The 21,526-nt window shown below is 70.3% G+C and carries 20 protein-coding genes; 14 read left to right on the forward strand and 6 right to left on the reverse strand.

All coding sequences use genetic code 11. From position 1 onward, the window contains the following. Window positions 1–168: 168 nt before the first annotated feature. From ACFVWD_RS41060 to ACFVWD_RS41075, 4 genes are all read left to right on the forward strand, one after another. Window positions 169–801, forward strand: coding sequence for an AIM24 family protein (locus ACFVWD_RS41060; protein ID WP_075028948.1), 633 nt, complete (start codon window positions 169–171; stop codon window positions 799–801). Window position 802: 1 nt separating this feature from the next. Further along, window positions 803–1,453, forward strand: coding sequence for an AIM24 family protein (locus ACFVWD_RS41065; protein ID WP_075028947.1), 651 nt, complete (start codon window positions 803–805; stop codon window positions 1,451–1,453). After that, on the forward strand, window positions 1,450–2,259 hold the full coding sequence (locus tag ACFVWD_RS41070; protein WP_389603059.1) for an AIM24 family protein: 810 nt from the start codon (window positions 1,450–1,452) through the stop codon (window positions 2,257–2,259). Before ACFVWD_RS41065 ends, ACFVWD_RS41070 begins: the two co-directional genes overlap by 4 nt. Window positions 2,260–2,351: 92 nt before the next feature. After that, window positions 2,352–2,828 (forward strand): MarR family winged helix-turn-helix transcriptional regulator, encoded by a 477-nt coding sequence (locus tag ACFVWD_RS41075; protein WP_054233196.1) that lies wholly within the window; start codon window positions 2,352–2,354, stop codon window positions 2,826–2,828. 500 nt (window positions 2,829–3,328) lie between these two features. Here the strand turns inward: ACFVWD_RS41075 and ACFVWD_RS41080 are convergent, their stop codons facing one another. The 3 genes from ACFVWD_RS41080 to ACFVWD_RS41090 all read right to left on the reverse strand — a co-directional run bounded on the left by ACFVWD_RS41080 (window position 3,329) and on the right by ACFVWD_RS41090 (window position 6,045). Further along, window positions 3,329–3,730 carry a hypothetical protein gene (locus tag ACFVWD_RS41080; RefSeq protein ID WP_389603060.1) on the reverse strand — a complete coding sequence of 134 codons (402 nt, stop codon included), beginning with the start codon at window positions 3,728–3,730 and terminating at the stop codon, window positions 3,329–3,331. 65 nt (window positions 3,731–3,795) lie between these two features. Further along, a complete protein-coding gene (meaB, locus tag ACFVWD_RS41085) occupies window positions 3,796–4,752 on the reverse strand; it encodes a methylmalonyl Co-A mutase-associated GTPase MeaB (protein WP_389603061.1) in 957 nt (318 codons plus the stop codon). 90 nt (window positions 4,753–4,842) lie between these two features. Beyond that, the gene (locus ACFVWD_RS41090) at window positions 4,843–6,045 is read right to left on the reverse strand and encodes an acetyl-CoA C-acetyltransferase (protein WP_075028945.1); all 1,203 of its coding nucleotides are present in this window, start codon (window positions 6,043–6,045) and stop codon (window positions 4,843–4,845) included. 146 nt (window positions 6,046–6,191) lie between these two features. Between ACFVWD_RS41090 and mce the strand changes: the two genes are divergently transcribed. From mce to ACFVWD_RS41115, 5 genes are all read left to right on the forward strand, one after another. Then, window positions 6,192–6,632, forward strand: a complete 441-nt coding sequence (mce, locus tag ACFVWD_RS41095) for a methylmalonyl-CoA epimerase (protein ID WP_389603062.1) — start codon at window positions 6,192–6,194, stop codon at window positions 6,630–6,632. A gap of 265 nt (window positions 6,633–6,897) precedes the next feature. After that, entirely contained in the window at window positions 6,898–10,749 is a 3,852-nt protein-coding gene (gene scy, locus ACFVWD_RS41100; RefSeq protein WP_389603063.1) for a polarized growth protein Scy, read from the forward strand. A gap of 183 nt (window positions 10,750–10,932) precedes the next feature. Beyond that, a complete protein-coding gene (locus ACFVWD_RS41105) occupies window positions 10,933–11,868 on the forward strand; it encodes a cellulose-binding protein (RefSeq protein ID WP_095852560.1) in 936 nt (311 codons plus the stop codon). A gap of 217 nt (window positions 11,869–12,085) precedes the next feature. After that, window positions 12,086–13,036, forward strand: a complete 951-nt coding sequence (locus ACFVWD_RS41110; protein ID WP_389603064.1) for an ABC transporter ATP-binding protein — start codon at window positions 12,086–12,088, stop codon at window positions 13,034–13,036. Between the two features lie 2 nt (window positions 13,037–13,038). Beyond that, window positions 13,039–13,809 (forward strand): ABC transporter permease, encoded by a 771-nt coding sequence (locus ACFVWD_RS41115; RefSeq protein ID WP_389603065.1) that lies wholly within the window; start codon window positions 13,039–13,041, stop codon window positions 13,807–13,809. 54 nt (window positions 13,810–13,863) lie between these two features. On the opposite strand, the gene ACFVWD_RS41120 is transcribed toward ACFVWD_RS41115, so the two are convergent. Next, on the reverse strand, window positions 13,864–14,826 hold the full coding sequence (locus tag ACFVWD_RS41120; protein WP_389603066.1) for a hypothetical protein: 963 nt from the start codon (window positions 14,824–14,826) through the stop codon (window positions 13,864–13,866). A gap of 201 nt (window positions 14,827–15,027) precedes the next feature. Here ACFVWD_RS41120 and ACFVWD_RS41125 point away from each other — a divergent pair, with 201 nt between their 5' ends. The 3 genes from ACFVWD_RS41125 (at window position 15,028) to ACFVWD_RS41135 (ending at window position 18,232) form a co-directional block, all read left to right on the forward strand. Further along, complete coding sequence (locus ACFVWD_RS41125; RefSeq protein ID WP_248003129.1) at window positions 15,028–15,918, forward strand: hypothetical protein; 891 nt, start codon at window positions 15,028–15,030, stop codon at window positions 15,916–15,918. Window positions 15,919–16,154: 236 nt separating this feature from the next. Continuing rightward, window positions 16,155–17,390, forward strand: coding sequence for an ABC transporter ATP-binding protein (locus ACFVWD_RS41130; protein WP_389603067.1), 1,236 nt, complete (start codon window positions 16,155–16,157; stop codon window positions 17,388–17,390). After that, complete coding sequence (locus tag ACFVWD_RS41135; protein WP_389603068.1) at window positions 17,387–18,232, forward strand: ABC transporter permease; 846 nt, start codon at window positions 17,387–17,389, stop codon at window positions 18,230–18,232. Before ACFVWD_RS41130 ends, ACFVWD_RS41135 begins: the two co-directional genes overlap by 4 nt. Before the next feature lie 22 nt (window positions 18,233–18,254). On the opposite strand, the gene ACFVWD_RS41140 is transcribed toward ACFVWD_RS41135, so the two are convergent. Next, window positions 18,255–18,587, reverse strand: a complete 333-nt coding sequence (locus ACFVWD_RS41140; protein WP_054233208.1) for a hypothetical protein — start codon at window positions 18,585–18,587, stop codon at window positions 18,255–18,257. Window positions 18,588–18,807: 220 nt separating this feature from the next. Here ACFVWD_RS41140 and ACFVWD_RS41145 point away from each other — a divergent pair, with 220 nt between their 5' ends. Further along, a complete protein-coding gene (locus tag ACFVWD_RS41145; RefSeq protein ID WP_389603069.1) occupies window positions 18,808–19,836 on the forward strand; it encodes an LLM class flavin-dependent oxidoreductase in 1,029 nt (342 codons plus the stop codon). Between the two features lie 256 nt (window positions 19,837–20,092). Here ACFVWD_RS41145 and ACFVWD_RS41150 read toward each other — a convergent pair whose 3' ends face one another. After that, a complete protein-coding gene (locus ACFVWD_RS41150; RefSeq protein WP_101400700.1) occupies window positions 20,093–20,485 on the reverse strand; it encodes an SCO5389 family protein in 393 nt (130 codons plus the stop codon). Window positions 20,486–20,729: 244 nt separating this feature from the next. On the opposite strand from ACFVWD_RS41150, the gene nucS reads away from it, so the two are divergent. Beyond that, entirely contained in the window at window positions 20,730–21,401 is a 672-nt protein-coding gene (nucS, locus tag ACFVWD_RS41155; RefSeq protein ID WP_060901300.1) for an endonuclease NucS, read from the forward strand. Window positions 21,402–21,526 lie beyond the last annotated feature (125 nt).

A 21,526-nucleotide genomic window follows, 5' to 3' on the forward strand; every position in this document is an offset into this window, starting at 1 on the left:
TGAACGCAAGCACAAGCGTCCACCATTGTGGCACCCGAGCCGGGGCATCTCCGCCCCGGGGTGCGGGGCGGGGATGTCCGCTTGGCCCCTAAGGGTCCGCTCAGGGGTGAGATCCACCCGTGGGCCCTGTCCGCGTTCCCACCCTGCCGCTACCTTCACCACGTGGCGATGTTCCGACTTCAAGGCAGCAAGGTGCTGGCCGTCGACATGACCGGGGACGCCGTGAAGGCGAAGAACGGCTCGATGGTCGCGTACGACGGTCAGATGGCGTTCAAGAAGCTGAGCGGCGGTGGGGAGGGGATCCGCGGGATGGTGACCCGGCGCATCACCGGTGAGCAGATGACGGTGATGGAGGTGAAGGGGCAAGGGACCTGCTGGTTCGCGGACCGGGCCTGCGAGATCAACCTGGTGAACCTCCAGGGGGACAAGTTGTACGTCGAGTCGAGCAACCTGCTCGCGACCGACGCGGGCCTGCGGACGGGCACGTCCTTCACAGGCCTCAGAGGCGCCTCCCAGGGCAACGGGCTGTTCACGACCACCGTCGAGGGCCACGGCCAGGCGGCGATCACGTCCGACGGCCCGGCGGTGGTGCTGCGTGTCAGCTCCCAGTACCCACTGACGGTCGACCCGGGGGCGTACATCGCGCACCAGGGCAATGTCCGGCAGTCCTTCCAGGCCGGCGTGACATTCCGCACGTTCATGGGCGAGGGCGGCGGCGAGGCCTTCCAGATCCGTTTCGAGGGCGACGGACTGGTCTACGTACAGCCCAGTGAGCGCAACACGATCGCGGGGGACCTGTGACATGCCGTTCCGCGAAGTGAACTCCAAGATGATCGAGGCGACGGTCCTGCCCGGCCAGCGCCTGTTCAGTCAGCGCGGCGCGATGCTCGCCTACAAGGGCGAGGTCTCCTTCACACCGAACGTCCAGGGCGGCCAGGGCGGGATCATGTCGATGATCGGCCGCCGGGTCGCCAATGAGGCCACCCCGCTGATGACCGTCGAGGGCAGCGGCACGGTCTTCTTCGGGCACGGCGGCCATCACATCCAGGTGATCAACCTCTCGGGCGACACCCTGTACGTCGAGGCGGACCGGCTGCTGGCCTTCGACGGCACCCTCCAGCAGGGCACGATGTTCCTCGGCTCGCAGGGCGGGGTCATGGGCATGGTCCGCGGCCAGGTGACGGGACAGGGGCTCTTCACGACCACCCTCAAGGGGCACGGCGCGGTGGCCGTGATGGCCCACGGGGGCGTGATCGAGGTCCCCATCTCCCCTCAGCGCCCCGTCCATGTCGACCCTCAGGCGTATGTGGCGCACCACGGTGACGTACGCAACAAGCTGTCCACGGCGCTCGGCTGGCGCGACATGGTGGGCCGCGGCTCGGGCGAGGCGTTCCAGCTGGAGCTGAGCGGCAGTGGTGCGGTGTACGTCCAGGCCTCGGAGGAGAAGCTGTGAGCGCGTACGGGACTCCGGGCGGCCCGGTGATCTACGACCCGATGACCCTGCCGGTCGACGACAACGTCAACAAGTACACCTTCTGCGTGGAGCTCAAGGGGAGCCAGTGGTTCCTGCAGAAGGGCAAGATGATCGCCTACTACGGGTCGATGGACTTCAACGGCATCGGGCACGGCCGACTGGACCGTCTCGTGCGCACATCTTTCCATTCGCCTCTGCACGCAAGCGACTGGGTGGTGGCGGAGGGCTCGGGCAAGATGCTCCTCGCCGACCGGGCCTTCGACGTGAATTCGTATGACTTGGACGAAGGCAACCTGACCATTCGCTCTGGCAACCTGCTCGCTTTTCAGCCAAGTCTCGCGCTCAAGCAATCGATCGTGCCGGGCTTTTTGACGCTGATCGGAACCGGCAAGTTCGTAGCGGCCTCTAACGGTCCGGTGGTGTTCATGGAGCCTCCCATCCGGGTGGATCCGCAAGCGCTTGTCGGCTGGGCCGACTGCCCGTCCCCGTGCCATCACTATGACCACGGGTACATGACAGGCCTGATGGGCGGTCTACGTGCACTGACAGGCCTCGGCGGGGCCTCCGGAGAGGAGCACCAGTTCGAGTTCGTAGGGGCCGGCACGGTCCTGCTGCAGTCCACGGAGGTCCTCATGGCCGAGCAGGCCACGGGGGCCGTTCCGCGTGAGCCGGGCGTACCCGGCGGCGGCGGGGTACCCGGTCACCAGGGGCAGCACGGTCAGCAAGTCGGCACACCGCGTCTTCCCGGACAGCTCGGAGACCTCCAGCGTCGCTTCGGTCTGTGAGCGGTAGTCTGCGGAGTGTGACGTCGAACGCGTGCGCGCAGTCACACCACCCTCACTAGTTCGCCTTTCAACATTTTAGGTAGACTTGATTCATGGAGACCGAGACGGCCACGCGCTGGCTGACCGATGCGGAGCAGTGCGCCTGGCGCACCCACCTGGAGGTCAACAGGCTGTTGACGTACCAGCTCGAAAGGGATCTGCAGCCGTTCGGGCTGACGATGAACGACTACGAGATCCTGGTGAACCTCTCCGAGTCGGAGGGGTTCCGGCTGCGGATGAGCGATCTCGCGGCCGCCACCCTCCAGTCCAAGAGCCGGCTCTCGCACCAGATCACCCGCATGGAGAACGCGGACCTGGTCCGGCGCGAGAACTGCGAGTCCGACCGCCGGGGACTGTTCGCCGTCCTCACCGAGCACGGCATGGAGACGATGAAGAAGGTCGCCCCGCACCACGTGGCGTCCGTACGCAGGCACTTCATGGACCTGCTGTCCCCGGAGGCCCTGGAGGAACTGCACAAGTCGCTGCGGCCGATCGCGGAGCATTTGCGGGGGCAGCGAGGCAAGCCGTAACGCTCCGCTGAGTGCGTGAGAGGCGGCGGGCCGTCCTACCCGTGATGGCTGCTGCTCCGCGCGTGCGGGCCGCTGTGCGACTGCGGGCCGTCCGGCGCTGATCGCGCAGTTCCCCGCGCCCCTCCGGGGGCGCGGGTCCGCCCGGCGCACGGAGAGGAGTCCCGCCGCCACCGCCACCGTCCCCGACAGGGCGAAGCAGAGGCCCAGGGGTAGGTGGCCCACCAGAAGGCCTACTCCCGCGGTGCCGCCAGCGCTTCCGGCGTTCACCGCGGTGTTGACCCAGGCTCCGGCCTGGGTACGGCGGCCCGACGGGGCCGCCTCGTCGGCGATCAGGTACGACGTCGTGAGGGCCGGGGCGACGAAGAAACCGGCGCAGGCCACGGCGCGGGTCAGGGTGCCGAGGCCTGGAGCGAGGCCCGCGGCCGCCAGGGCGAGGCCCAGACCGCCCGCCAGCAGCGGCAGCCGCACCCGTGCGGCCGTACGCCAGTCGACGGCGCCGTTCAGGATGCCGCCCAGGGCATTGCCGCCAGCAGGGCGCAGAGCGCGAGCGCGGCGGCCGGGGGTGCGAACCGGACGACCGCGCCCACCAGCAGCGGACCCGAGACGAAGAGGATCTCCTCGGCGATGCCGTCCAGGCTGTACGCCCGCCACAGGACCCGTTTGTCCTCGATGACCTCGCCCCACAGGGCGCGCACCGTGGGGCCGAGGGGCGGCGTGCAGGCGCCTGCGGTCACGGCGAGGGCGCCGAGGGCGGGTGCGGGTGTTCCGGGCCGCCAGGCCGCTGTCGCGAGGGCCGCGAGCAGGGCGGCGTAGAGCGAGGCCAAAAGGTGCGCCCCGGCGCCCTCAAGGGGCGCGGGGAACTGCGCGACCAGCCCCCACCGGCCCGCAGGCGAAGAACCCACCCGGGGGTCTGGGGGCGGAGCCACCAGGGACGGGTAGGGGCGGCGGGGGCGAGGAACCCCCCGGCTCAGGCCTCTGTCAGGCCCTCCACCAACGAGTCCGCCGCCCGGTAGGGATCCAGCTCCCCCGCCACGATCCGCTCCGCGAGCGCGCTCAGGCGGCGGTCACCATGGAGGTCACCGATACGTTGACGCAGCGCCGTGACCGCGATCGTCTCGACCTCCTGGGACGCCCGGGCGAGGCGGCGCTCGGCGAGAACACCGTGCTCCTCCATCCAGGCATGGTGCTTCTCCAGGGCCTCGACGACCTCGTCGATGCCCTCGCCCCGCGCCGCGACCGTCTTGACGATCGGCGGCCGCCAGTCCCCGGCAGCCCGGGACTCGCCGAGCCCGAGCATGTGGTTCAGCTCGCGCGCGGTCGCGTCGGCCCCGTCCCGGTCGGCCTTGTTCACCACGTACACGTCGCCGATCTCCAGGATTCCGGCCTTCGCCGCCTGGATGCCGTCGCCCATACCGGGGGCGAGCAGGACCACCGAGGTGTCCGCCTGGGAGGCGATCTCCACCTCCGACTGGCCCACACCGACCGTCTCCACCAGGATCACGTCACAGCCCGCCGCGTCGAGGACGCGGATGGCCTGGGGGGCCGCCCAGGCCAGACCGCCCAGATGGCCTCGCGTGGCCATCGAGCGGATGTAGACGCCGGGGTCGGAGGCGTGCTCGGACATACGGACACGGTCGCCGAGCAGGGCGCCTCCGGAGAACGGCGAGGACGGGTCGACGGCCAGGACAGCGACCCGCTTGCCCTGCCGCCGGTACGCCGTCACCAGCGCCGAGGTCGAGGTCGACTTGCCCACGCCCGGAGAGCCGGTGAGCCCGACGACGTACGCATTGCCGGTCAGTGGGGCCAGCGCCGCCATGACCTCGCGCAACTGCGGGGACGCCCCCTCCACCAGGGAGATCAGCCGGGCCACGGCCCGCGGCCTGCCTTCCCTGGCCTGGGCCACCAGCGAGGAGACGTCCTGCATCACAGCTCCGTTCAGATCCGTTCAGAGTCGTACGCACCGAGGTCGTTCAGAGTCGTACGCACCAGGGTCGTACGGAAAGAGACAACGGCTTCAGGCCTTGGGTACCCGCACGATCAGCGCGTCACCCTGCCCACCGCCACCGCACAGCGCCGCCGCGCCGACCCCACCGCCGCGCCGCTTGAGCTCCAGGGCGAGGTGCAGCACGAGGCGGGCGCCGGACATCCCGATCGGGTGACCGAGGGCGATGGCACCACCGTTGACGTTCACCTTTTCCGTGGATACGCCGAGGTCCTTCATTGACTGCACGGCGACCGCGGCGAACGCCTCGTTGATCTCGATGAGGTCGAGGTCGGAGACGTCGAGGCCCTCCTTCTTCAGGGCGTGCAGGATCGCGTTCGAGGGCTGGGACTGGAGGGAGTTGTCCGGACCGGCGACGTTCCCGTGCGCGCCGATCTCGGCGATCCACTGAAGGCCGAGCTCCTGCGCCTTGGTCTTGCTCATCACGACCACGGCCGCGGCGCCGTCGGAGATCTGCGAGGAGGTGCCCGCAGTGATCGTGCCGTCCCGGGTGAAGGCGGGGCGCAGCTTGGCCAGCGACTCCACCGTGGTCTCGGCGCGGATGCCCTCGTCCTTGCTGAAGACGACGGCCTCGCCCTTGCGCTGCGGAATCTCCACGGGCGTGATCTCCGCCTCGAAGATGCCGTTCTTCTGGGCGGTGGCCGCACGCTGGTGCGAGAGGGCGGCGATCTCGTCCTGCTCCGGGCGGGCGATGCCGAGGCGTGTGTTGTGCTTCTCCGTCGACTCGCCCATGGCGATGTTCTCGAAGGCGTCGGTGAGGCCGTCGTACGCCATCGCGTCGAGCATCTCGATCGCGCCGTACTTGAAGCCCTCGCGGGACTTGGGGAGCAGGTGGGGCGCGTTCGTCATGGACTCCTGGCCGCCCGCGACCACGATGTCGAATTCACCCGCGCGGATCAGCTGGTCCGCGAGCGCGATGGCGTCGAGACCGGACAGACACACCTTGTTGATCGTGAGCGCCGGGACGCTCATCGGGATGCCCGCCTTGACCGCGGCCTGGCGTGCCGGGATCTGCCCCGCCCCGGCCTGCAGCACCTGACCCATGATCACGTACTGCACCTGGTCACCGCCGATCCCCGCACGGTCGAGGGCGGCCTTGATCGCGAAGCCTCCGAGGTCGGCCCCGGAGAAGGACTTCAGCGAGCCCAGCAACCGTCCCATGGGCGTACGAGCGCCCGCGACGATCACCGAGGTACTGCTGTTCGTTCCAGACATGAGGTGCGATCCCCTTACCGGCTGCACAGCCGAGGAGTGAACGAGGGTTTACTTGAATGTACTGAGCGGTAGGCCACCCGTCATCCGGCAGTCAGTGTGATCGCGCGCACGTTGCGTAACCGCCGTATGAGCGCTGCACTGACTCCATGCTGACGCGAATCGACCACATCGGTATCGCCTGCTTCGACCTCGACACGACTGTCGAGTTCTACCGGGCGACGTACGGCTTCGAGGTCTTCCACTCCGAGATCAACGAGGAGCAGGGCGTACGCGAGGCCATGCTCAAGATCAATGAGACGTCCGACGGCGGCGCCTCCTACCTGCAGCTCCTGGAGCCGACCCGCGAGGACTCGGCCGTCGGGAAGTGGCTGGCGAAGAACGGCGAAGGTGTCCATCACATCGCGTTCGGTACGGCGGACGTCGACGCCGATGCCGCCGACATCCGGGACAAAGGCGTACGCGTCCTCTACGACGAGCCCCGACGCGGCTCCATGGGGTCACGAATCACGTTCCTTCACCCAAAGGATTGCCATGGTGTCCTGACAGAACTGGTCACTTCGGCGCCTGTTGAGTCACCTGAGCACTGACCTCCGTATATCTGGGCCGGTAGGGTTGGGGGCGGCCGCTGCCATTTCGGGGCGGCCCGGGGCCTGTCCGGCGACGGGCCCTGAGGTCATGCCGTCCTGAGGACGGCGTGGTCAAGGGCCGGGGTCCAGGTTTCGGGGGACGAGCGTCGGGGCGACAGCCCGTGCTCCGCTGTTGATCTGACACCATTCCCCGGGGGCCCCGTTCGGCGGATGGACGGGGTTCGTTTGGAGAGACTTGCGACCAGGGGACGGATGGGACCGCGCAGTGCGGGGCTACGAACGCCAGGAGCGAGAGCCGGCGGCTGACGTCGACCACCTCTCTCGGTTCGAGGCCGAGATGGAACGGCTGAAGACCGAGCGGGAGAAGGCCGTCCAGCACGCCGAGGACCTCGGCTATCAGGTCGAGGTGCTGCGCGCCAAGCTGCACGAGGCGCGCCGCAGTCTGGCGACCCGGCCTGCCTACGAGAGCGGTGGCGACCTCGGCTATCAGGCCGAGCAATTGCTCCGTAATGCCCAGATCCAGGCCGATCAGCTGCGCGCCGACGCCGAGCGCGAGATGAGCCAGGCCCGGGCGCAGACGCAGCGCATCCTCCAGGAGCACGCCGAGCAGGCCGCCCGGCTGCAGGCCGAGCTGCACCAGGAGGCGGTCGCGCGCCGCCAGCAGCTCGATCAGGAGCTGGCCGAGCGCCGTCAGACCGTCGAGTCGCACGTCAACGAGAACGTGGCGTGGGCCGAGCAGCTGCGCGCCCGCAGCGAGCAGCAGGCCCGTCGGCTCCTGGAGGAGTCGCGCACGGAGGCGGACCAGGCGCTGAGCACCGCCCGCGCGGAGGCCGAGCGGGTCGCCGCCGAGGCCCGCCAGCGGCTGACCAACGACGCCGAGTCGGCCCGTGCGGAGGCCGAGGCGCTGCTGCGCCGGGCCCGCACGGACGCCGAGCGGCTGCTGAACGCCGCGTCGACGCAGGCCCAGGAGGCCACCGACCACGCCGAGCAGCTGCGCAGCTCCACGGCGACCGAGTCGGACAGCGCCCGCCGCCAGGCCACCGAGCTGAGCCGGGCCGCCGAGCAGCGCATGACGGAGGCCGAGTCGGCGCTGCGCGAGGCGCGGACCGAGGCGGACAAGGTCGTCACCGAGGCGAAGGAGGCCGCGGCCAAGGCCCTGGCGAGCGCCGAGTCGGCGAACGAGCAGCGCACGCGGACGGCGAAGGAACAGGTCGCCCGGCTGGTCAGCGAGGCCACCAAGGAGGCCGAGACCACCAAGTCCGACGCCGAGCAGGCCGTCGCGGACGCCAAGACCAAGGCCGAGAAGATCGTCGCGGAGGCCGAGGAGACCGCGCGCAGCCTCACCGCCGAGGAGACCGCCTCCCAGCTCTCCAAGGCGGCCCGTACCGCCGAGGACGTCCTGGACAAGGCGTCCGAGGACGCCAAGGCGACCAGGAAGGCGGCGGCCGAGGAGGCCGAGCGGATCCGCACCGAGGCGGAGTCCGAGGCGGACCGGCTGCGTGCCGAGGCGCATGACATCGCCGAGCAGCTCAAGGGCACGGCGAAGGACGACACCAAGGAGTACCGCGCCAAGACGGTCGAGCTGCAGGAGGAGGCGCGCCGGCTGCGCGGCGAGGCCGAGCAGCTGCGCTCCGACGCCAATGCCGAGGGCGAGCGGATCCGCTCCGAGGCCCGGCGCGAGGCCGTCCAGCAGATCGAGGAGGCGGCCAAGACCGCCGAAGAGCTGCTCGCGAAGGCCAAGGCGGACGCGGACGAGCTGCGGAACACGGCCACCGGCGACAGCGAGCGGGTGCGCACCGAGGCCATCGAGCGTGCCACGACGCTGCGCCGCCAGGCCGAGGAGACCCTGGAGCGCACGCGCAAGGAGGCCGAGCGCAACCGCGAGGAGGCCGTCGAACTCTCCGACACGATCAAGGCGGAGGCCGAGCGCGCCGCCGAGGCGCTGCGCGAGGAGACCGAGCGCGCCATAGCGGCCCGCCGGACGGAGGCCGCAGAGGAGCTGACCCGGCTGCACACCGAGGCCGAGCAGCGGCTCGCCTCGGCAGAGCAGGCGCTGAGCGACGCACGGGCGGACGCCGAGCGGATCCGCCGCGAGGCCGCCGAGGAGAGCGACCGGCTGCGTTCGGAGGCCGCCGAGCGAATCCGTACGCTCCAGGCGCAGGCCGAGGCGGAGGCGGAGCGGCTGCGCAACGAGGCCGCCGCGGACGCCTCCGCGTCGCGCGCCGAGGGCGAGAACATCGCCGTACGACTGCGTTCGGAGGCCGCGGCGGAGGCCGAGCGGCTGAAGTCGGAGGCCCAGGACAGCGCCGACCGGGTACGGACGGAGGCCCAGGCCGCGGCCGAGCGACTGGCCACCGAGGGCGCGGAGACGCTGGCCGCCGCCCAGGAGGAGGCCGCCCGGCGCCGCCGCGAGGCCGAGGAGCTCCTCGGTTCCGCGCGCCAGGAGGCCGACCAGGAGCGCGAGCGGGCCCGCGAGCAGAGCGAGGAGCTCCTCGCCTCCGCGCGCAACCGTGTCGACGAGGCCCAGGCCGAGGCCGTACGGCTGGTCGAGGAGGCCGACCGGCGCGCGACCGAGATGGTCTCCAGCGCCGAACAGACCGCGCAGCAGGTACGCGACGCCGTGGCGGGGCTGCACGAGCAGGCCCAGGAGGAGATCACCGGCCTGCGCAGCGCCGCCGAGCACGTGGCGGACCGGACCAGGACCGAGGCGCAGGAGGAGGCGGACCGGGTCCGCGCCGACGCGTACGCGGAGCGGGAGCGGGCCTCCGAGGACGCGAGCCGCATCCGGCGCGAGGCGGCCGAGGAGACGGACGCCGCAAAGTCGCTCGCGGAACGCACGGTTTCGGAGGCGATCGCCGAGTCCGAGCGGCTGCGTTCGGAAGCCGCCGAGCACGCCCAGCGGGTGCGCACCGAGGCCTCCGACACCATCGCGAACGCCAAGCAGGACGCTTCGCGCAGCCGTGCCGAGGCCCGGGAGGACGCGAACCGGATCCGTTCGGACGCGGCCACGCAGGTCGACACGCTCATCAACGAGGCGCGCTCCGAGGCGGAGCGGCTGACGAACGAGACGAACGCCGAGGCCGAGCGCGTACGCGCGGAGTCCGTGGCCAAGGCCGAGCGGCTGGTCTCGGACGCGACCGGGGACGCGGAGCGGCTGCGCGCCGAGGCCGCCGAGACGGTCGGTTCCGCGCAGCAGCACGCCGAGCGGATCCGCAGCGAGTCCGAGCGGGTCAAGGCCGAGGCGGCGGCGGAGGCCGAGCGGCTCACGTCCGGTGCCCGCGAGGAGGCCGACCGGACGCTGGACGCGGCACGCCGGGAGGCCAACAAGCGGCGCTCCGAGGCGGCCGAGCAGGTCGACACCCTCATCTCGGAGACGGCGTCCGAGGCGGACAAGCTGCTCGCCGAGGCGCAGCAGAGCGCGCAGAAGACCACGGCGGACGCGGAGTCGCAGGCCGACACGATGGTGGGCGCGGCACGCAACGAGGCCGAGCGGCTGGTCTCCGAGGCGACCGTCGAGGGCAACACCCTGGTGGAGCGGTCCCGTACGGACGCGGACGAGCTGCTGGTCGGCGCGCGTCGGGACGCGACCGCCATAAGGGCGCGGGCGGAGGAGCTGCGCGACCGCATCACCACCGAGATCGAGGAGCTGCACGAGCGGGCCAGACGCGAGTCGGCCGAGGCGATGAAGACGGCCGGCGAGCGCTGCGACACGCTGGTGCGGGCCGCCGAGGGCCAGCTCGCCGAGGCCGAGGCGAAGGCGAAGGACCTGGTCTCGGAGGCCAACTCCGAGGCGAGCAAGGTCCGTATCGCCGCGGTCAAGAAGGCCGAGGGGCTCCTCAAGGAGGCCGAGCAGAAGAAGAGCTCGCTCATCGCGGAGGCGACGGATATCAAGGCCGAGGCCATCCGCGAGGCGCGGGCCGCGGTCGAGGAGGGCAAGCGCGAGCTGGAGGTGCTGATCCGCCGGCGCGAGGACATCAATGCCGAGATCTCCCGTGTCCAGGACGTTCTGGAGGCGTTGGAGTCCTTTGAGGCCCCGTCCGCAGGCAAGGACGGTGGGATCAAAGCGGGCGCTACCGCCGGCGCAACTCGTTCGAGTGGCAAGTCGTCAGAGGGCTAGCCAGAACCACCCATTCCGTGCTTTGTACGGACCTTTGCCACAGGTTCTGGCAAGCCCTCTGACAGTTAGCCACCCAAAAGGAGTCTCATTCTCCAGATCAAACACGTATCCGCTCGATGACACACCGCTTTGGCCCCTAGGATTCCCCCTATCACCTCACCGGTCTCATTCGACAGGAACCCCATGAGCGACACTTCCCCCTACGGCTTCGAGCTTGTGCGGCGTGGGTACGACCGCGCTCAGGTGGACGAACGCATTTCGAAGCTCGTCTCCGACCGTGACAGCGCTCTGGCCCGTATCACTGCTCTCGAAAAGCGCATCGAGGAGCTCCACCTCGAGACGCAGAACGCCCAGGCCCAGGTCACCGACGCCGAACCGTCGTACGCGGGTCTCGGCGCGCGCGTCGAGAAGATCCTCCGCCTCGCCGAGGAGGAGGCGAAGGATCTGCGCGAGGAGGCCCGTCGCGCGTCCGAGCAGCACCGTGAGCTCGCCGAGTCGGCCGCCCAGCAGGTCCGCAACGACGCAGAATCGTTCGCTGCAGACCGCAAGTCCAAGGCGGAGGACGAGGGCGTCCGGATCGTCGAGAAGGCCAAGAGCGACGCCTCCCAGCTGCGCCAGGAGGCGCAGAAGGACGCGCAGTCCAAGCGCGAGGAGGCGGACGCCCTCTTCGAGGAGACGCGCGCCAAGGCCGCGCAGGCCGCCGCCGACTTCGAGACGAACCTCGCCAAGCGCCGCGAGCAGTCCGAGCGTGACCTGGCGTCGCGTCAGGCCAAGGCCGAGAAGCGCCTCGCGGAGATCGAGCACCGCGCGGAGCAGCTCCGCCTGGAGGCCGAGAAGCTGCGCACGGACGCCGAGCGCCGCGCCCGCCAGACGGTGGAGACGGCTCAGCGCCAGGCCGAGGACATCGTGGCCGACGCGAACGCCAAGGCCGACCGCATCCGCTCGGAATCCGAGCGCGAGCTGGCGGCGCTGACGAACCGTCGCGACTCGATCAACGCTCAGCTCACGAACGTCCGCGAGATGCTCGCGACGCTCACGGGCGCCGCGGTGGCCGCCGCGACCACGCCGGCCGAGGACGAGCCGATCTCCCGCGGGGTTCCGGCCCAGCAGTCCCGGTAGGTTCGGGCAGTTTCCGGCAGCACTCCGGCCCGCGCTCTCTTCTCGGGAGCGCGGGCCGTTGGCGTGCCCTGTGAGGGGCGCGGGGCTGTGACATTTCGCGGCTCCGCCGCGTGGGCGCGACAAGCCACGACGGCGCGGCGGTCGGAGACGGTGAACACCCGGCGAACACACGGGCGCCCAAGTGGCACGGCCCCGGAGCGCGTCCTACCGTGTCCGCATGATCGAGCTAGAGGGGCTGACCAAGCGGTACGGCGAGAAGGTGGCGGTCAACCATCTGACCTTCACCGTCAGACCCGGCATCGTCACGGGGTTCCTCGGTCCGAACGGCGCGGGCAAGTCCACGACGATGCGGATGATGCTCGGCCTCGACCGCCCCACCGCGGGCGACGTACACATCGACGGGCAGCACTACGACCACCTCAAGGACCCGCTGAAGTACATCGGCGCTCTGTTGGACGCCAAGGCCATGCACGGCGGCCGCAGCGCCTTCAACCACCTCCTCTGTCTCGCCCAGAGCAACGGCATCCCCAAGGCGCGGGTGGACGAGGTCCTGGACACCGTGGGCCTCACCTCGGTGGCCAGGAAGAAGGCCAAGGGCTTCTCGCTCGGCATGGGCCAACGGCTCGGCATCGCGGGCGCGCTGCTCGGCGACCCGCGGATCCTGATGTTCGACGAGCCGGTCAACGGCCTCGACCCCGAGGGCATCCACTGGATCCGCAACCTGATGAAGTCGCTGGCCGGCCAGGGCCGTACGGTCTTCGTGTCGAGTCACCTCATGAGCGAGATGGCGCTGACCGCGGAGCACCTCGTCGTCATCGGCCAGGGCCGCCTCCTCGCGGACACCTCCATGGCCGACTTCATCGCGCAGAACTCGCGGTCGTACGTCCGTATCCGCTCCCCCCAGCGCGAGCGGCTGCTCGACGTCCTGCACGGGGCGGGGATCACGGTCGTCGAGAGCGGCAGCGGGGCGATGGAGGTGGACGGCGCGAAGTCGGAGCAGATCGGTGAGCTGGCCGCGCAGCACCAGATCGTGCTGCACGAGCTGAGCCCCCAGCAGGCCTCCCTGGAGGAGGCGTTCATGCAGCTGACCGCGGAGTCGGTGGAGTACCACGCGCACACCGACGCCCCGCCCCAGCAGTGGGGTGGCGGCTGGAACAAGGAGACCTGAGCATGGCGGCGACCCAGGTCCTCAAGTCCGAGTGGACCAAGATCCGGTCCGTCGCGTCGACCGTCTGGACGCTCAGTCTCGCCGCGGTGGTCACGATCGCGCTGGGCATCCTGATCTCGCTGCTGTCGAAGAACGAGTTCGACAAGATGGGCGAGAAGGACCGGCTCTCCTTCGACCCGACGTTCATCAGCTTCGCGGGGATGACCCTCGGTCAGCTCGCGATGATCGTGTTCGGGGTGCTCGTGGTCGGCAACGAGTACAGCACCGGCATGATCCGCACCTCGCTGGCCGCGGTCCCGCAGCGCGGCACGTTCCTCTTCAGCAAGATCGCGGTGGCGACGGGGCTCGCCTTCGTCGTCGGCATGATCACCAGCTTCGTCGCCTTCTTCCTCGGACAGGCGGCGCTCGGCACGCACAGCGCGTCGATCAGCGACTCCGGGGTGCTGCGCGCGGTGATCGGCGGGGGCCTCTACATGACGCTGATCGCGGTCTTCTCGATGGGTGTCGCGACGATGCTGCGCAGCCCGATGCTCTCGCTCGGCATCCTCATGCCGTTCTTCTTCCTGATCTCCAACATCCTCGGCGCGGTGTCCGCGACCAAGAAGCTCGGCCGTTATCTGCCCGACCAGGCCGGCAGCAAGATCATGCGGGTGGTGACCCCGATCGGCGACGACACCCCGTACGGCCCCTGGGGCGGCCTCGCGATCATGGTGCTGTGGGTGGTCGCGGCGCTCCTCGGCGGCTATGTGCTGCTGAAGAGGCGGGACGCGTAGACACTCCGGGCCTGGATTCCTCAGCACACTCAGGGCCTCGGGTCCTCTGGTCATTCAGGGCCTGGGGTCCTCGCCGTTCGGGTGGGGTTCCAGGGCGTCGAAGTCCGTCCAGCCCTCCCAGCGCCACACGTCCTTGTCCAGGTCCGGCTGGAGCGGCACGAAGCGGCCGAGTTCGAAATCGCCCGCCTCCAGGTCGAACCAGCGCTCGTCGGCGACCTCGGTGCCCAGGCCCACCGTCCGTGCCGTCAGCCGGACGAGGAGCTTGACGCCGTACGAGCCGGACAGCTCCTTGCCCTGGATACGCCGGAACGGCAGTTCGGCCACCGGTGCCTCGACCGGTATCCACACGGTGAACGGCGCCCCGCGCTCGACCGCGAGCCAGTACCGCTCGTCGGCCGGTTCGCCCTGCGCGTCCAGCACCTTCAGCCACTGCTTGTAAATGACCAGGCTGCCGTCGTGCGGGGAGCGCTCCAGGTAGCGCAGATGGGCACGGGCGCGCAGATCCACGACGGACAGGTTGTCGAAGCGGTTGTAGAAGCGGACGGCGACGATCGCGTCCTCGCTGTCGGCGTGGCGCCTCGAGTAGCTGGGGAAGTCCGCGGTCCAGGCGTGCGAGATGCTGGCCCGCTGCCGCCAGACGAACGGCCGCAGCGCGAACATCTTGATCAGGACGATGCCCAGCAGCACCGCGGGCACCAGGGAGCCCGTGACGGAGGCGACCGTGGCGAGCAACTGGTGCGCGGTGCTGTCCGGCTCGGGGCTGAGATTGTCCGTACCGACACTCGCCCGCAGCACCGCGAGACTCAGGTCGAAGAGACGCTCCCCGTTCGAGAACCGCTGCGCCATCGACCGCGGCGAGTGCTCGGTGAGCGTCCACGCGGTCGCGATGACGACGGAGAGCCCGGCCAGCGCGCCCAGCGTCATCAGAAGGAGGGCGTGGACGGTACGTCCGGCGATCCACCAGCGAACGGACGTACGGAAGCGCGGATGGGCCCGGCCCCGCCCCGAGGACCCCACCCGACTCCACCCGCGTCTCATCAACCTCAACTCACTTCCCCCGTAACCCACTTCGCCCCCACTCGTACAATGGGACGGCATGATTCCCGGTGTCCGTTCCGGCCAACCCCGTCCGGACGGGGAGACCGGGCCCCGCCCCGGGTACACCTCGCGTGGAAGGCTGTTGCCCCTATCGCGCGACCACCCCCGAAGGGCGTCACCGTGACGACGAAGGACCGAAGCCTGCAGGCGCTGGGCCTGGACGACGTGCCCGCGAAGCAGCCGCTCACCTATCCCGGCCGTCCCACCACCGAGCCCTCGCTGCTCACCGGCGGCGAACTGCTCCAGCTCGACGTGCGGCCGCTGCGGCTCGGCGAGTGGTACGTGGAGGAGCGCCAGGAGCAGCAGCGGCTCGACGAGGCGCTCGCCGACCTAGGCCAGGTCGGCACCGGGCACCGCCACCCGGTGATCGCCGTCGGCTCCAACGCCTCCCCCGGGCAGGTCGCCCACAAGCTGACCCGGCTCGGCATCCCGGCGACGGTGCCGATGGTGCCGGTGCGGGTGCACGGCATCGGGGTGGGCTGCTCAGGGCACATCAGTCCGGCGGGGTACGTGGCGGGGACGCCGTACGTCGACCCGCGCGCCGAGACCACGCTCGTCGTCACCTGGCTGGACTCGACGCAGCTGAAGGCGGTCGACGACACCGAGTTCCCTGACTACCGGCGGGCGATACTCCCGGGCGACGCGTTCGCGATGACGATGCCCTCCGGGGAGCGGCTCGGCGGCGCGTACATCTACTTCAGCGCGCACGGGGTGCTCGCCGATCCGGCCACCGGGCAGCCGCGTCCGGGCGGCGGCGACCAGGCGGAGCTGCTCGCGGCGCTGCTGGCCGGGTCCGCCCGGCTGCGCGAACTGCTCGGTCCCGACCCGGCCACCTGGGTGCGGCGTGCGGGAGCCGACCGCGCGCTGCGCGAGCGGGGCACGCTGGTCTTCGGTGAGGAGGGCTGGGTACTGCCGCAGACGGACTTCCTGCCGTACGTCGACGACGCGTCCGAGCTGCGGCTGTACGACGACCTGCCGCCGCTGGACGACTCGCTTCCCCGTCGGGCGTGAGGCCTGCTTGGTATCGGGTGCGGAGGTTCCGTTTCCAGCCTGACCAGGCAGGACGGGTACCTGACAAAGACTGGGGTGCGAGTAAGGCTCCAGGTAAGACCTTTACCCCAACCGTCCCCCGCGTGACCTGCACATTTTTACTTTCTCTTGAGCGGAACCGTCAGCGCCCCGATATCCTCCTAACCCTTACGGGGGCGTGCGCCCCGACGTCCTGAACCTTTCGATGGGTGCGGAGCATGATCGAGGCAGTCGGCCTGACGAAGCGCTACGGCGCCAAGACGGCCGTGTACAACCTTTCCTTCCAGGTGCGGCCGGGTGCCGTCACCGGCTTCCTCGGGCCCAACGGCTCGGGCAAGTCGACGACGATGCGGATGATCCTCGGCCTCGACAACCCCACCTCGGGGCAGGTCACCATCGGCGGCTTCCCCTACCGCAAGCTGCCCAACGCGCCCCGCCAGGTCGGCGCGCTCCTCGACGCCAAGGCCGTACACGGCGGCCGGCACGCCCGCAACCACCTGCTCTGCCTCGCCCAGTTGTCGGGCATCCCGGCCCGCCGGGTCGACGAGGTGCTCGGCGTGGTCGGGCTGCAGGACGTGGCCAAGAAGCGCTCCAAGGGCTTCTCGCTCGGCATGGGGCAGCGGCTCGGCATCGCCGCCGCGCTCCTCGGCGACCCTCAGGTGCTGCTCTTCGACGAGCCGGTCAACGGCCTCGACCCCGAGGGCATCCTCTGGGTCCGCAACCTGATGAAGGCGCTCGCGGCGGAGGGCCGCACGGTCTTCGTCTCCTCGCACCTGATGAGCGAGATGGCGCTGACCGCCGACCACCTGATCGTGATCGGCCGCGGTCAGCTGCTCGCCGACCAGAACATCAAGGACTTCATCTCGCACAACTCGGCCGACTTCGCCCGGGTCCGCACCCCGGAGACCGAGCCGCAGCAGCGCGAGAAGCTGACCGCCGCGCTCACCGAGGCGGGCGGCCAGGTGCTGCCCGAGCAGGACGGCGCGCTGCGCGTGATGGGCCTGCCGCTGCCCCGCATCAGCGACCTCGCGCACTCCGCCGACGTACGCCTGTGGGAGCTCTCTCCGCATCAGGCCTCGCTGGAGGAGGCGTACATGCGGATGACGCAGGGTGCCGTCGACTACCGCTCGACCATCGACCAGAAGGCCGGGCTCCAGCAGGAGCTGCCGCCGGGTGCCATGCCGCCGCCGCAGCTGCCGGTCGCGGGCCAGGGCCAGCCGGGCTGGTACGCGCCTCCGCCGCCCCAGCAGGGCGGGCAGCCGTTCGCGATGCCGCAGGGCGCCCCGCAGGCGGGCCCCTACGGCGCTCCGGGCACCCCGGGTGCGCCGGGTGCCGCGGACGTCAACCCGTACGCCCAGCCCGCTCCCCAGACCCCGGCGCAGCCGCCCGTCGCGCCCCCGGCGCCCGCCGCGCCCGCCGCCCCCGACCTGACCAAGCCCGAGGACGCCCGATGAGCACGCCCCCGCCCCCGATGCCGCAGCAGGCCGCCGCTGCCCCCACCTGGCAGGCGGCGCCCGGCACTTCGTACAGCTCGCCGATCCCGGTCACCCCCACCCACCTCGGCCACGCGCTCACCTCCGAGTGGACGAAGATCAAGTCGGTGCGCTCCACGCTGTGGACGCTCGGCATCTTCCTGCTCCTGGTGGTCGGCATCGGCTTCCTGGTCGCCGCGCAGACCCAGGACTCCGACTTCGGCGACGTGCCGTACACGATCCCGGCCTTCTTCGGGCTGATCCTGGGCCAGATCTGCCTGATCACGCTGGGCGTCCTGGTCGTCTCCTCCGAGTACGGCACGGGCATGATCCGCACGACCTTCACGGCCTCGCCGCAGCGCCACCGGGTGCTCACCGCCAAGCTGATCATCTTCTTCGCGGTGGCGTTCACCGTCTCGGTGTTCTCCATCGGCCTGGTCGGCCTCATGACCTCGGCCATGCACAGCGGTTCCTCGCACGTCTCGTGGGGCGGCACGGTCGTCAAGGGCGCGCTGTACGTCTCGCTGCTCGGCGTCCTGTCGCTCGCGGTGGGCTCGATGCTGCGGCACTCGGCAGGCGCGATCACCACGATGCTCGGCCTCGTGCTGGTGCCCGCGATCCTGCCCGCGTTCCTGATGATGTCGCAGAGCATGCGCACGATCGGCGAGAAGATGCAGGAGTACGCCGCTCCCAACGCCCTCGCCAGGGTCTTCGCGCTGGACAACGGGAACGGAAGCGGCGGCGCGCAGCTCGGCCTGCTCGCCGGAGTGACGGCGGCGGCGATCGCCGCCGCGTTCGTGCTGCTGGAGCGCCGGGACGTGTGAGGCCGCTGCGACCTGAAGTCGCCTAGAACCTGGGCGCGTTACGGGACCGCTGCACCCTTGAGGTGCGGCGGTCCTTCGCGTTCCAGCAGGCCTTGTGCCAGTGGCGGCGCTCGTCGACGCCCGAGTGCTCCGGCCAGGCCACCACGTGCGGGACGCCGGAGGGGATCATCTGGTCGCAGCCCGGGCAGCGGTAGGTCTTGCCCTCGGCGCTGGCGCCCGCCACATGACGCACGCTCCACTCCTCGCCCTGCCAGCTCTCCGTGGACTGCCAGCCGCCGTACCGCCCGGAGCGGTCGTCCTCCGCGCTCCGGTCGGAGGGGTCGGAACCCTTGGGACGGTTGCGACGCGGGGACACAGGACACCTCACGGAGCTATACAGGGAGCAGGGTCTTCTCCAGCCTACGCGGAGCGGACAGGGGTAGCCGTACCCCACCAACCCCCTCAGACCACCCTCCCGTCGGCCCATTCTGCAGACAATCCGCAAATCTCCCCGACAGGCCGTGTCCTCGGCACGTGTCGGACGGTTATGCCGGTGGGGGAGCTCCGCGTCGGAGCCGAGGAAGCAGGAAAGCACCATGCACGTTGGAAGTTTTGTACTGGCGGCCCAGTTCCCTGGCCAGGGCCAGGGGGAGGCCCTGCACCGCGCGGTGCGCACGGCCGAGGTCGCCGAAGAGGCCGGGCTCGACGCGGTGTGGCTGGCCGAGCACCACTTCGTGTCGTACGGGACGTGCCCGTCGGCGGTCACCCTGGCCGCCCTGCTGCTGGGCCGCACCAGCCGCATCCGCGTCGGTACGGCGGTCAGCGTACTGCCCACCGTCCACCCCGTAGCCCTCGGCGAGCAGGCCGCGCTGCTGCACGTGACGTCCGGCGGCCGTTTCACACTGGGCGTGGGGCGCGGCGGGCCCTGGGTGGACCTGGAGGTCTTCGGCGCGGGCCTGGAGGCGTACGAGAAGGGGTTCCCGGAATCACTCGATCTGCTGGTGCGCTGGCTGCGCGAGCCGTCCGTGGAAGGGCGGGGTGAGCGGTTCAGGTTCCGCGAAGTGCCCGTCGTGCCCCGGCCGTCGGAGGCGCTGAGCGGCTCCCCCGGCCCCGAGGTCGTCGTCGCCTGCACCTCACCGGCGAGCGTGCGGCTCGCCGCCGAGCGGGGGCTGCCGATGCTCCTCGGTATGCATGTCGGTGACGAGGAGAAGGCCGAAATGGTGTCCCTGTGGCGACAGTTGGCGCGTGTGGCGGGCCGTTCGACGGACGAGATCCTCGGCGCGGCCCATGTGTCGGCCGGCGTCTGCCAGATCGCGGACCGTCGCACCGACGCCGTCGAGACTCTCCTCAAGGCGATGCCGGGCTGGCTGAGGCAGGGGCTGGACGCGCATGTGACGGTCGACGGCCGCGCCCGCGCGATGCGGGACCCGCTGGCGTACACGGAACTCCTGTGCGGGCTGCACCCGGTGGGCACGCCGCGCCTGTGCGCCGACCGTCTCGCGGCCACCTCGGAGCGCACCGGAATCTCCCGCTTCGCCCTCCTCGTCGAGGGCTCCGGCGACCTGGCGGCGACAGAGGAGAACGTCCAACGGCTCGGCACCGAGGTACTCCCCCACCTCGGCTGAGTCAGGTCACCGCGGACGGCGTGGGCCCGGGAGAGGGTGCGGGCGCCCTGGGCCCACCAAGGGTCTCCAGGGCCCCACGACCGGCTTGTCCCGCCCCGCGGCCCGGACAACTCGGTCTCCCTGACCCGACGCTCACACCCACCCACCCACGATCCACGTCCCGCCGTCGGCCCGGGGACCCGGGGGAGCCTGCCGCCCCGTACAGATGCACCTCCCGCGTACGGAGCGGCAAGCGATGCGGCATCACGGCGTCACGTCAGCAGTCTCGGAATTCCGGCGACTGATTCAGCAGCTGACTGCGCACCGAGGTGAAGCGTGCCAGCGTGTCGTCCACTGAGGCGTCCAGCGGGAACACCGCCACCCGATGGCAGTTCTGGAAGGCCAGCCGCACACCGAAGTGCCGCTGCAGCGCGCCGCGTATCGCGTCACTCGCGAGCGCACGCAGCAGCTGGCCACGCGCCTGCTCGTCCGGCGGAGGCGTCTGGTTGTCGGCGAAGTTGCCGCCGTCCACCTTCAGCTGAGCCACCAGGGAGCTGATCATCTCCCATGCGTAGGGCAGGGAGGTCCGGACGCAGTCGACGAATTCTGCTTCGTCGACCTCGCCTCGCTCGGCCTTCTCGAGTAGGGCCGGTGAGACGTCGAGCGACATGGGTTCTCCTCTCGCACCCCCAGACCTCGGGGGTTGCCGGACAGGTAAGGGACATTCGCGATATCGAACACTCTGAGTACACGCATCGCGACCTCCCGTTTATACGGTAAGCAACGTACGGTGACGGCACCAGGAGAATGCGCACATAGCGAACTCCCAGTAGGCCCACAATCAGCCACGACCGAACAGGCGTCTTCCAGGGCGAATCGCGTGGACCTCTGCCCGTCGAGTAGCGTTGCGGACCATGCGTCTCGTCATTGCCCGCTGCTCCGTTGACTACGCGGGCCGGCTCACCGCCCATCTCCCGTCGGCCCCCCGCCTCATCCTGGTGAAGGCGGACGGCAGCGTCTCGATCCACGCTGACGACCGGGCCTACAAGCCCCTCAACTGGATGTCGCCGCCCTGCACCCTGAAGGAGGGCTCCGGCGACGAGGAGGGCGTCTGGACCGTCATCAACAAGGCGGGCGAGAAGCTCATCATCACGATGGAGGAAGTCCTCCACGACTCCTCGCACGAACTCGGCGTGGACCCCGGCCTGATCAAGGACGGCGTGGAAGCGCACCTCCAGGAGCTCCTCGCCGACCGCATCGAAACGCTCGGCGAGGGCTACACGCTCATCCGCCGCGAGTACATGACGGCCATCGGCCCCGTCGACATCCTGTGCCGCGACGGCGAGGGCCAGACCGTCGCCATCGAGATCAAGCGCCGCGGCGAGATCGACGGCGTGGAGCAGCTCACCCGCTACCTGGAGCTGCTCAACCGCGACCCGCACCTCGCGCCGGTCCGGGGCGTCTTCGCCGCCCAGGAGATCAAACCGCAGGCCCGCGTCCTCGCCACGGACCGCGGCATCGGCTGCACGGTCCTGGACTACGACGCGCTGCGGGGCATCGAGGACGACAAACTGCGGTTGTTCTGATTCGAACGACTTTGACTCAATCGGCCATGTAGTTCACCGGTCAGAAGTGAGGGCCGGGTCCGATGTCGGACCCGGCCCACACTTAGGTGGTCGTGGATCGTGGTGCTCATATCACCGATCCGTTA

It is taken from the genome of Streptomyces sp. NPDC058086, assembly GCF_042885015.1.
GTDB lineage: Bacteria > Actinomycetota > Actinomycetes > Streptomycetales > Streptomycetaceae > Streptomyces.

Excerpts from the sequence above, each read along its gene's own strand:
- nucS (WP_060901300.1), top strand. The coding sequence starts at position 20,730 with ATGCGTCTCGTCATTGCCCGCTGCTCCGTTGACTACGCGGGCCGGCTC.
- ACFVWD_RS41135 (WP_389603068.1), top strand. The coding sequence starts at position 17,387 with ATGAGCACGCCCCCGCCCCCGATGCCGCAGCAGGCCGCCGCTGCCCCC.
- ACFVWD_RS41075 (WP_054233196.1), top strand. The coding sequence starts at position 2,352 with ATGGAGACCGAGACGGCCACGCGCTGGCTGACCGATGCGGAGCAGTGC.
- ACFVWD_RS41060 (WP_075028948.1), top strand. The coding sequence starts at position 169 with ATGTTCCGACTTCAAGGCAGCAAGGTGCTGGCCGTCGACATGACCGGG.
- mce (WP_389603062.1), top strand. The coding sequence starts at position 6,192 with ATGCTGACGCGAATCGACCACATCGGTATCGCCTGCTTCGACCTCGAC.
- ACFVWD_RS41105 (WP_095852560.1), top strand. The coding sequence starts at position 10,933 with ATGAGCGACACTTCCCCCTACGGCTTCGAGCTTGTGCGGCGTGGGTAC.
- meaB (WP_389603061.1), bottom strand. The coding sequence starts at position 4,752 with ATGCAGGACGTCTCCTCGCTGGTGGCCCAGGCCAGGGAAGGCAGGCCG.
- ACFVWD_RS41110 (WP_389603064.1), top strand. The coding sequence starts at position 12,086 with ATGATCGAGCTAGAGGGGCTGACCAAGCGGTACGGCGAGAAGGTGGCG.
- ACFVWD_RS41150 (WP_101400700.1), bottom strand. The coding sequence starts at position 20,485 with ATGTCGCTCGACGTCTCACCGGCCCTACTCGAGAAGGCCGAGCGAGGC.
- ACFVWD_RS41130 (WP_389603067.1), top strand. The coding sequence starts at position 16,155 with ATGATCGAGGCAGTCGGCCTGACGAAGCGCTACGGCGCCAAGACGGCC.
- ACFVWD_RS41065 (WP_075028947.1), top strand. The coding sequence starts at position 803 with ATGCCGTTCCGCGAAGTGAACTCCAAGATGATCGAGGCGACGGTCCTG.
- ACFVWD_RS41115 (WP_389603065.1), top strand. The coding sequence starts at position 13,039 with ATGGCGGCGACCCAGGTCCTCAAGTCCGAGTGGACCAAGATCCGGTCC.
- ACFVWD_RS41090 (WP_075028945.1), bottom strand. The coding sequence starts at position 6,045 with ATGTCTGGAACGAACAGCAGTACCTCGGTGATCGTCGCGGGCGCTCGT.
- ACFVWD_RS41145 (WP_389603069.1), top strand. The coding sequence starts at position 18,808 with ATGCACGTTGGAAGTTTTGTACTGGCGGCCCAGTTCCCTGGCCAGGGC.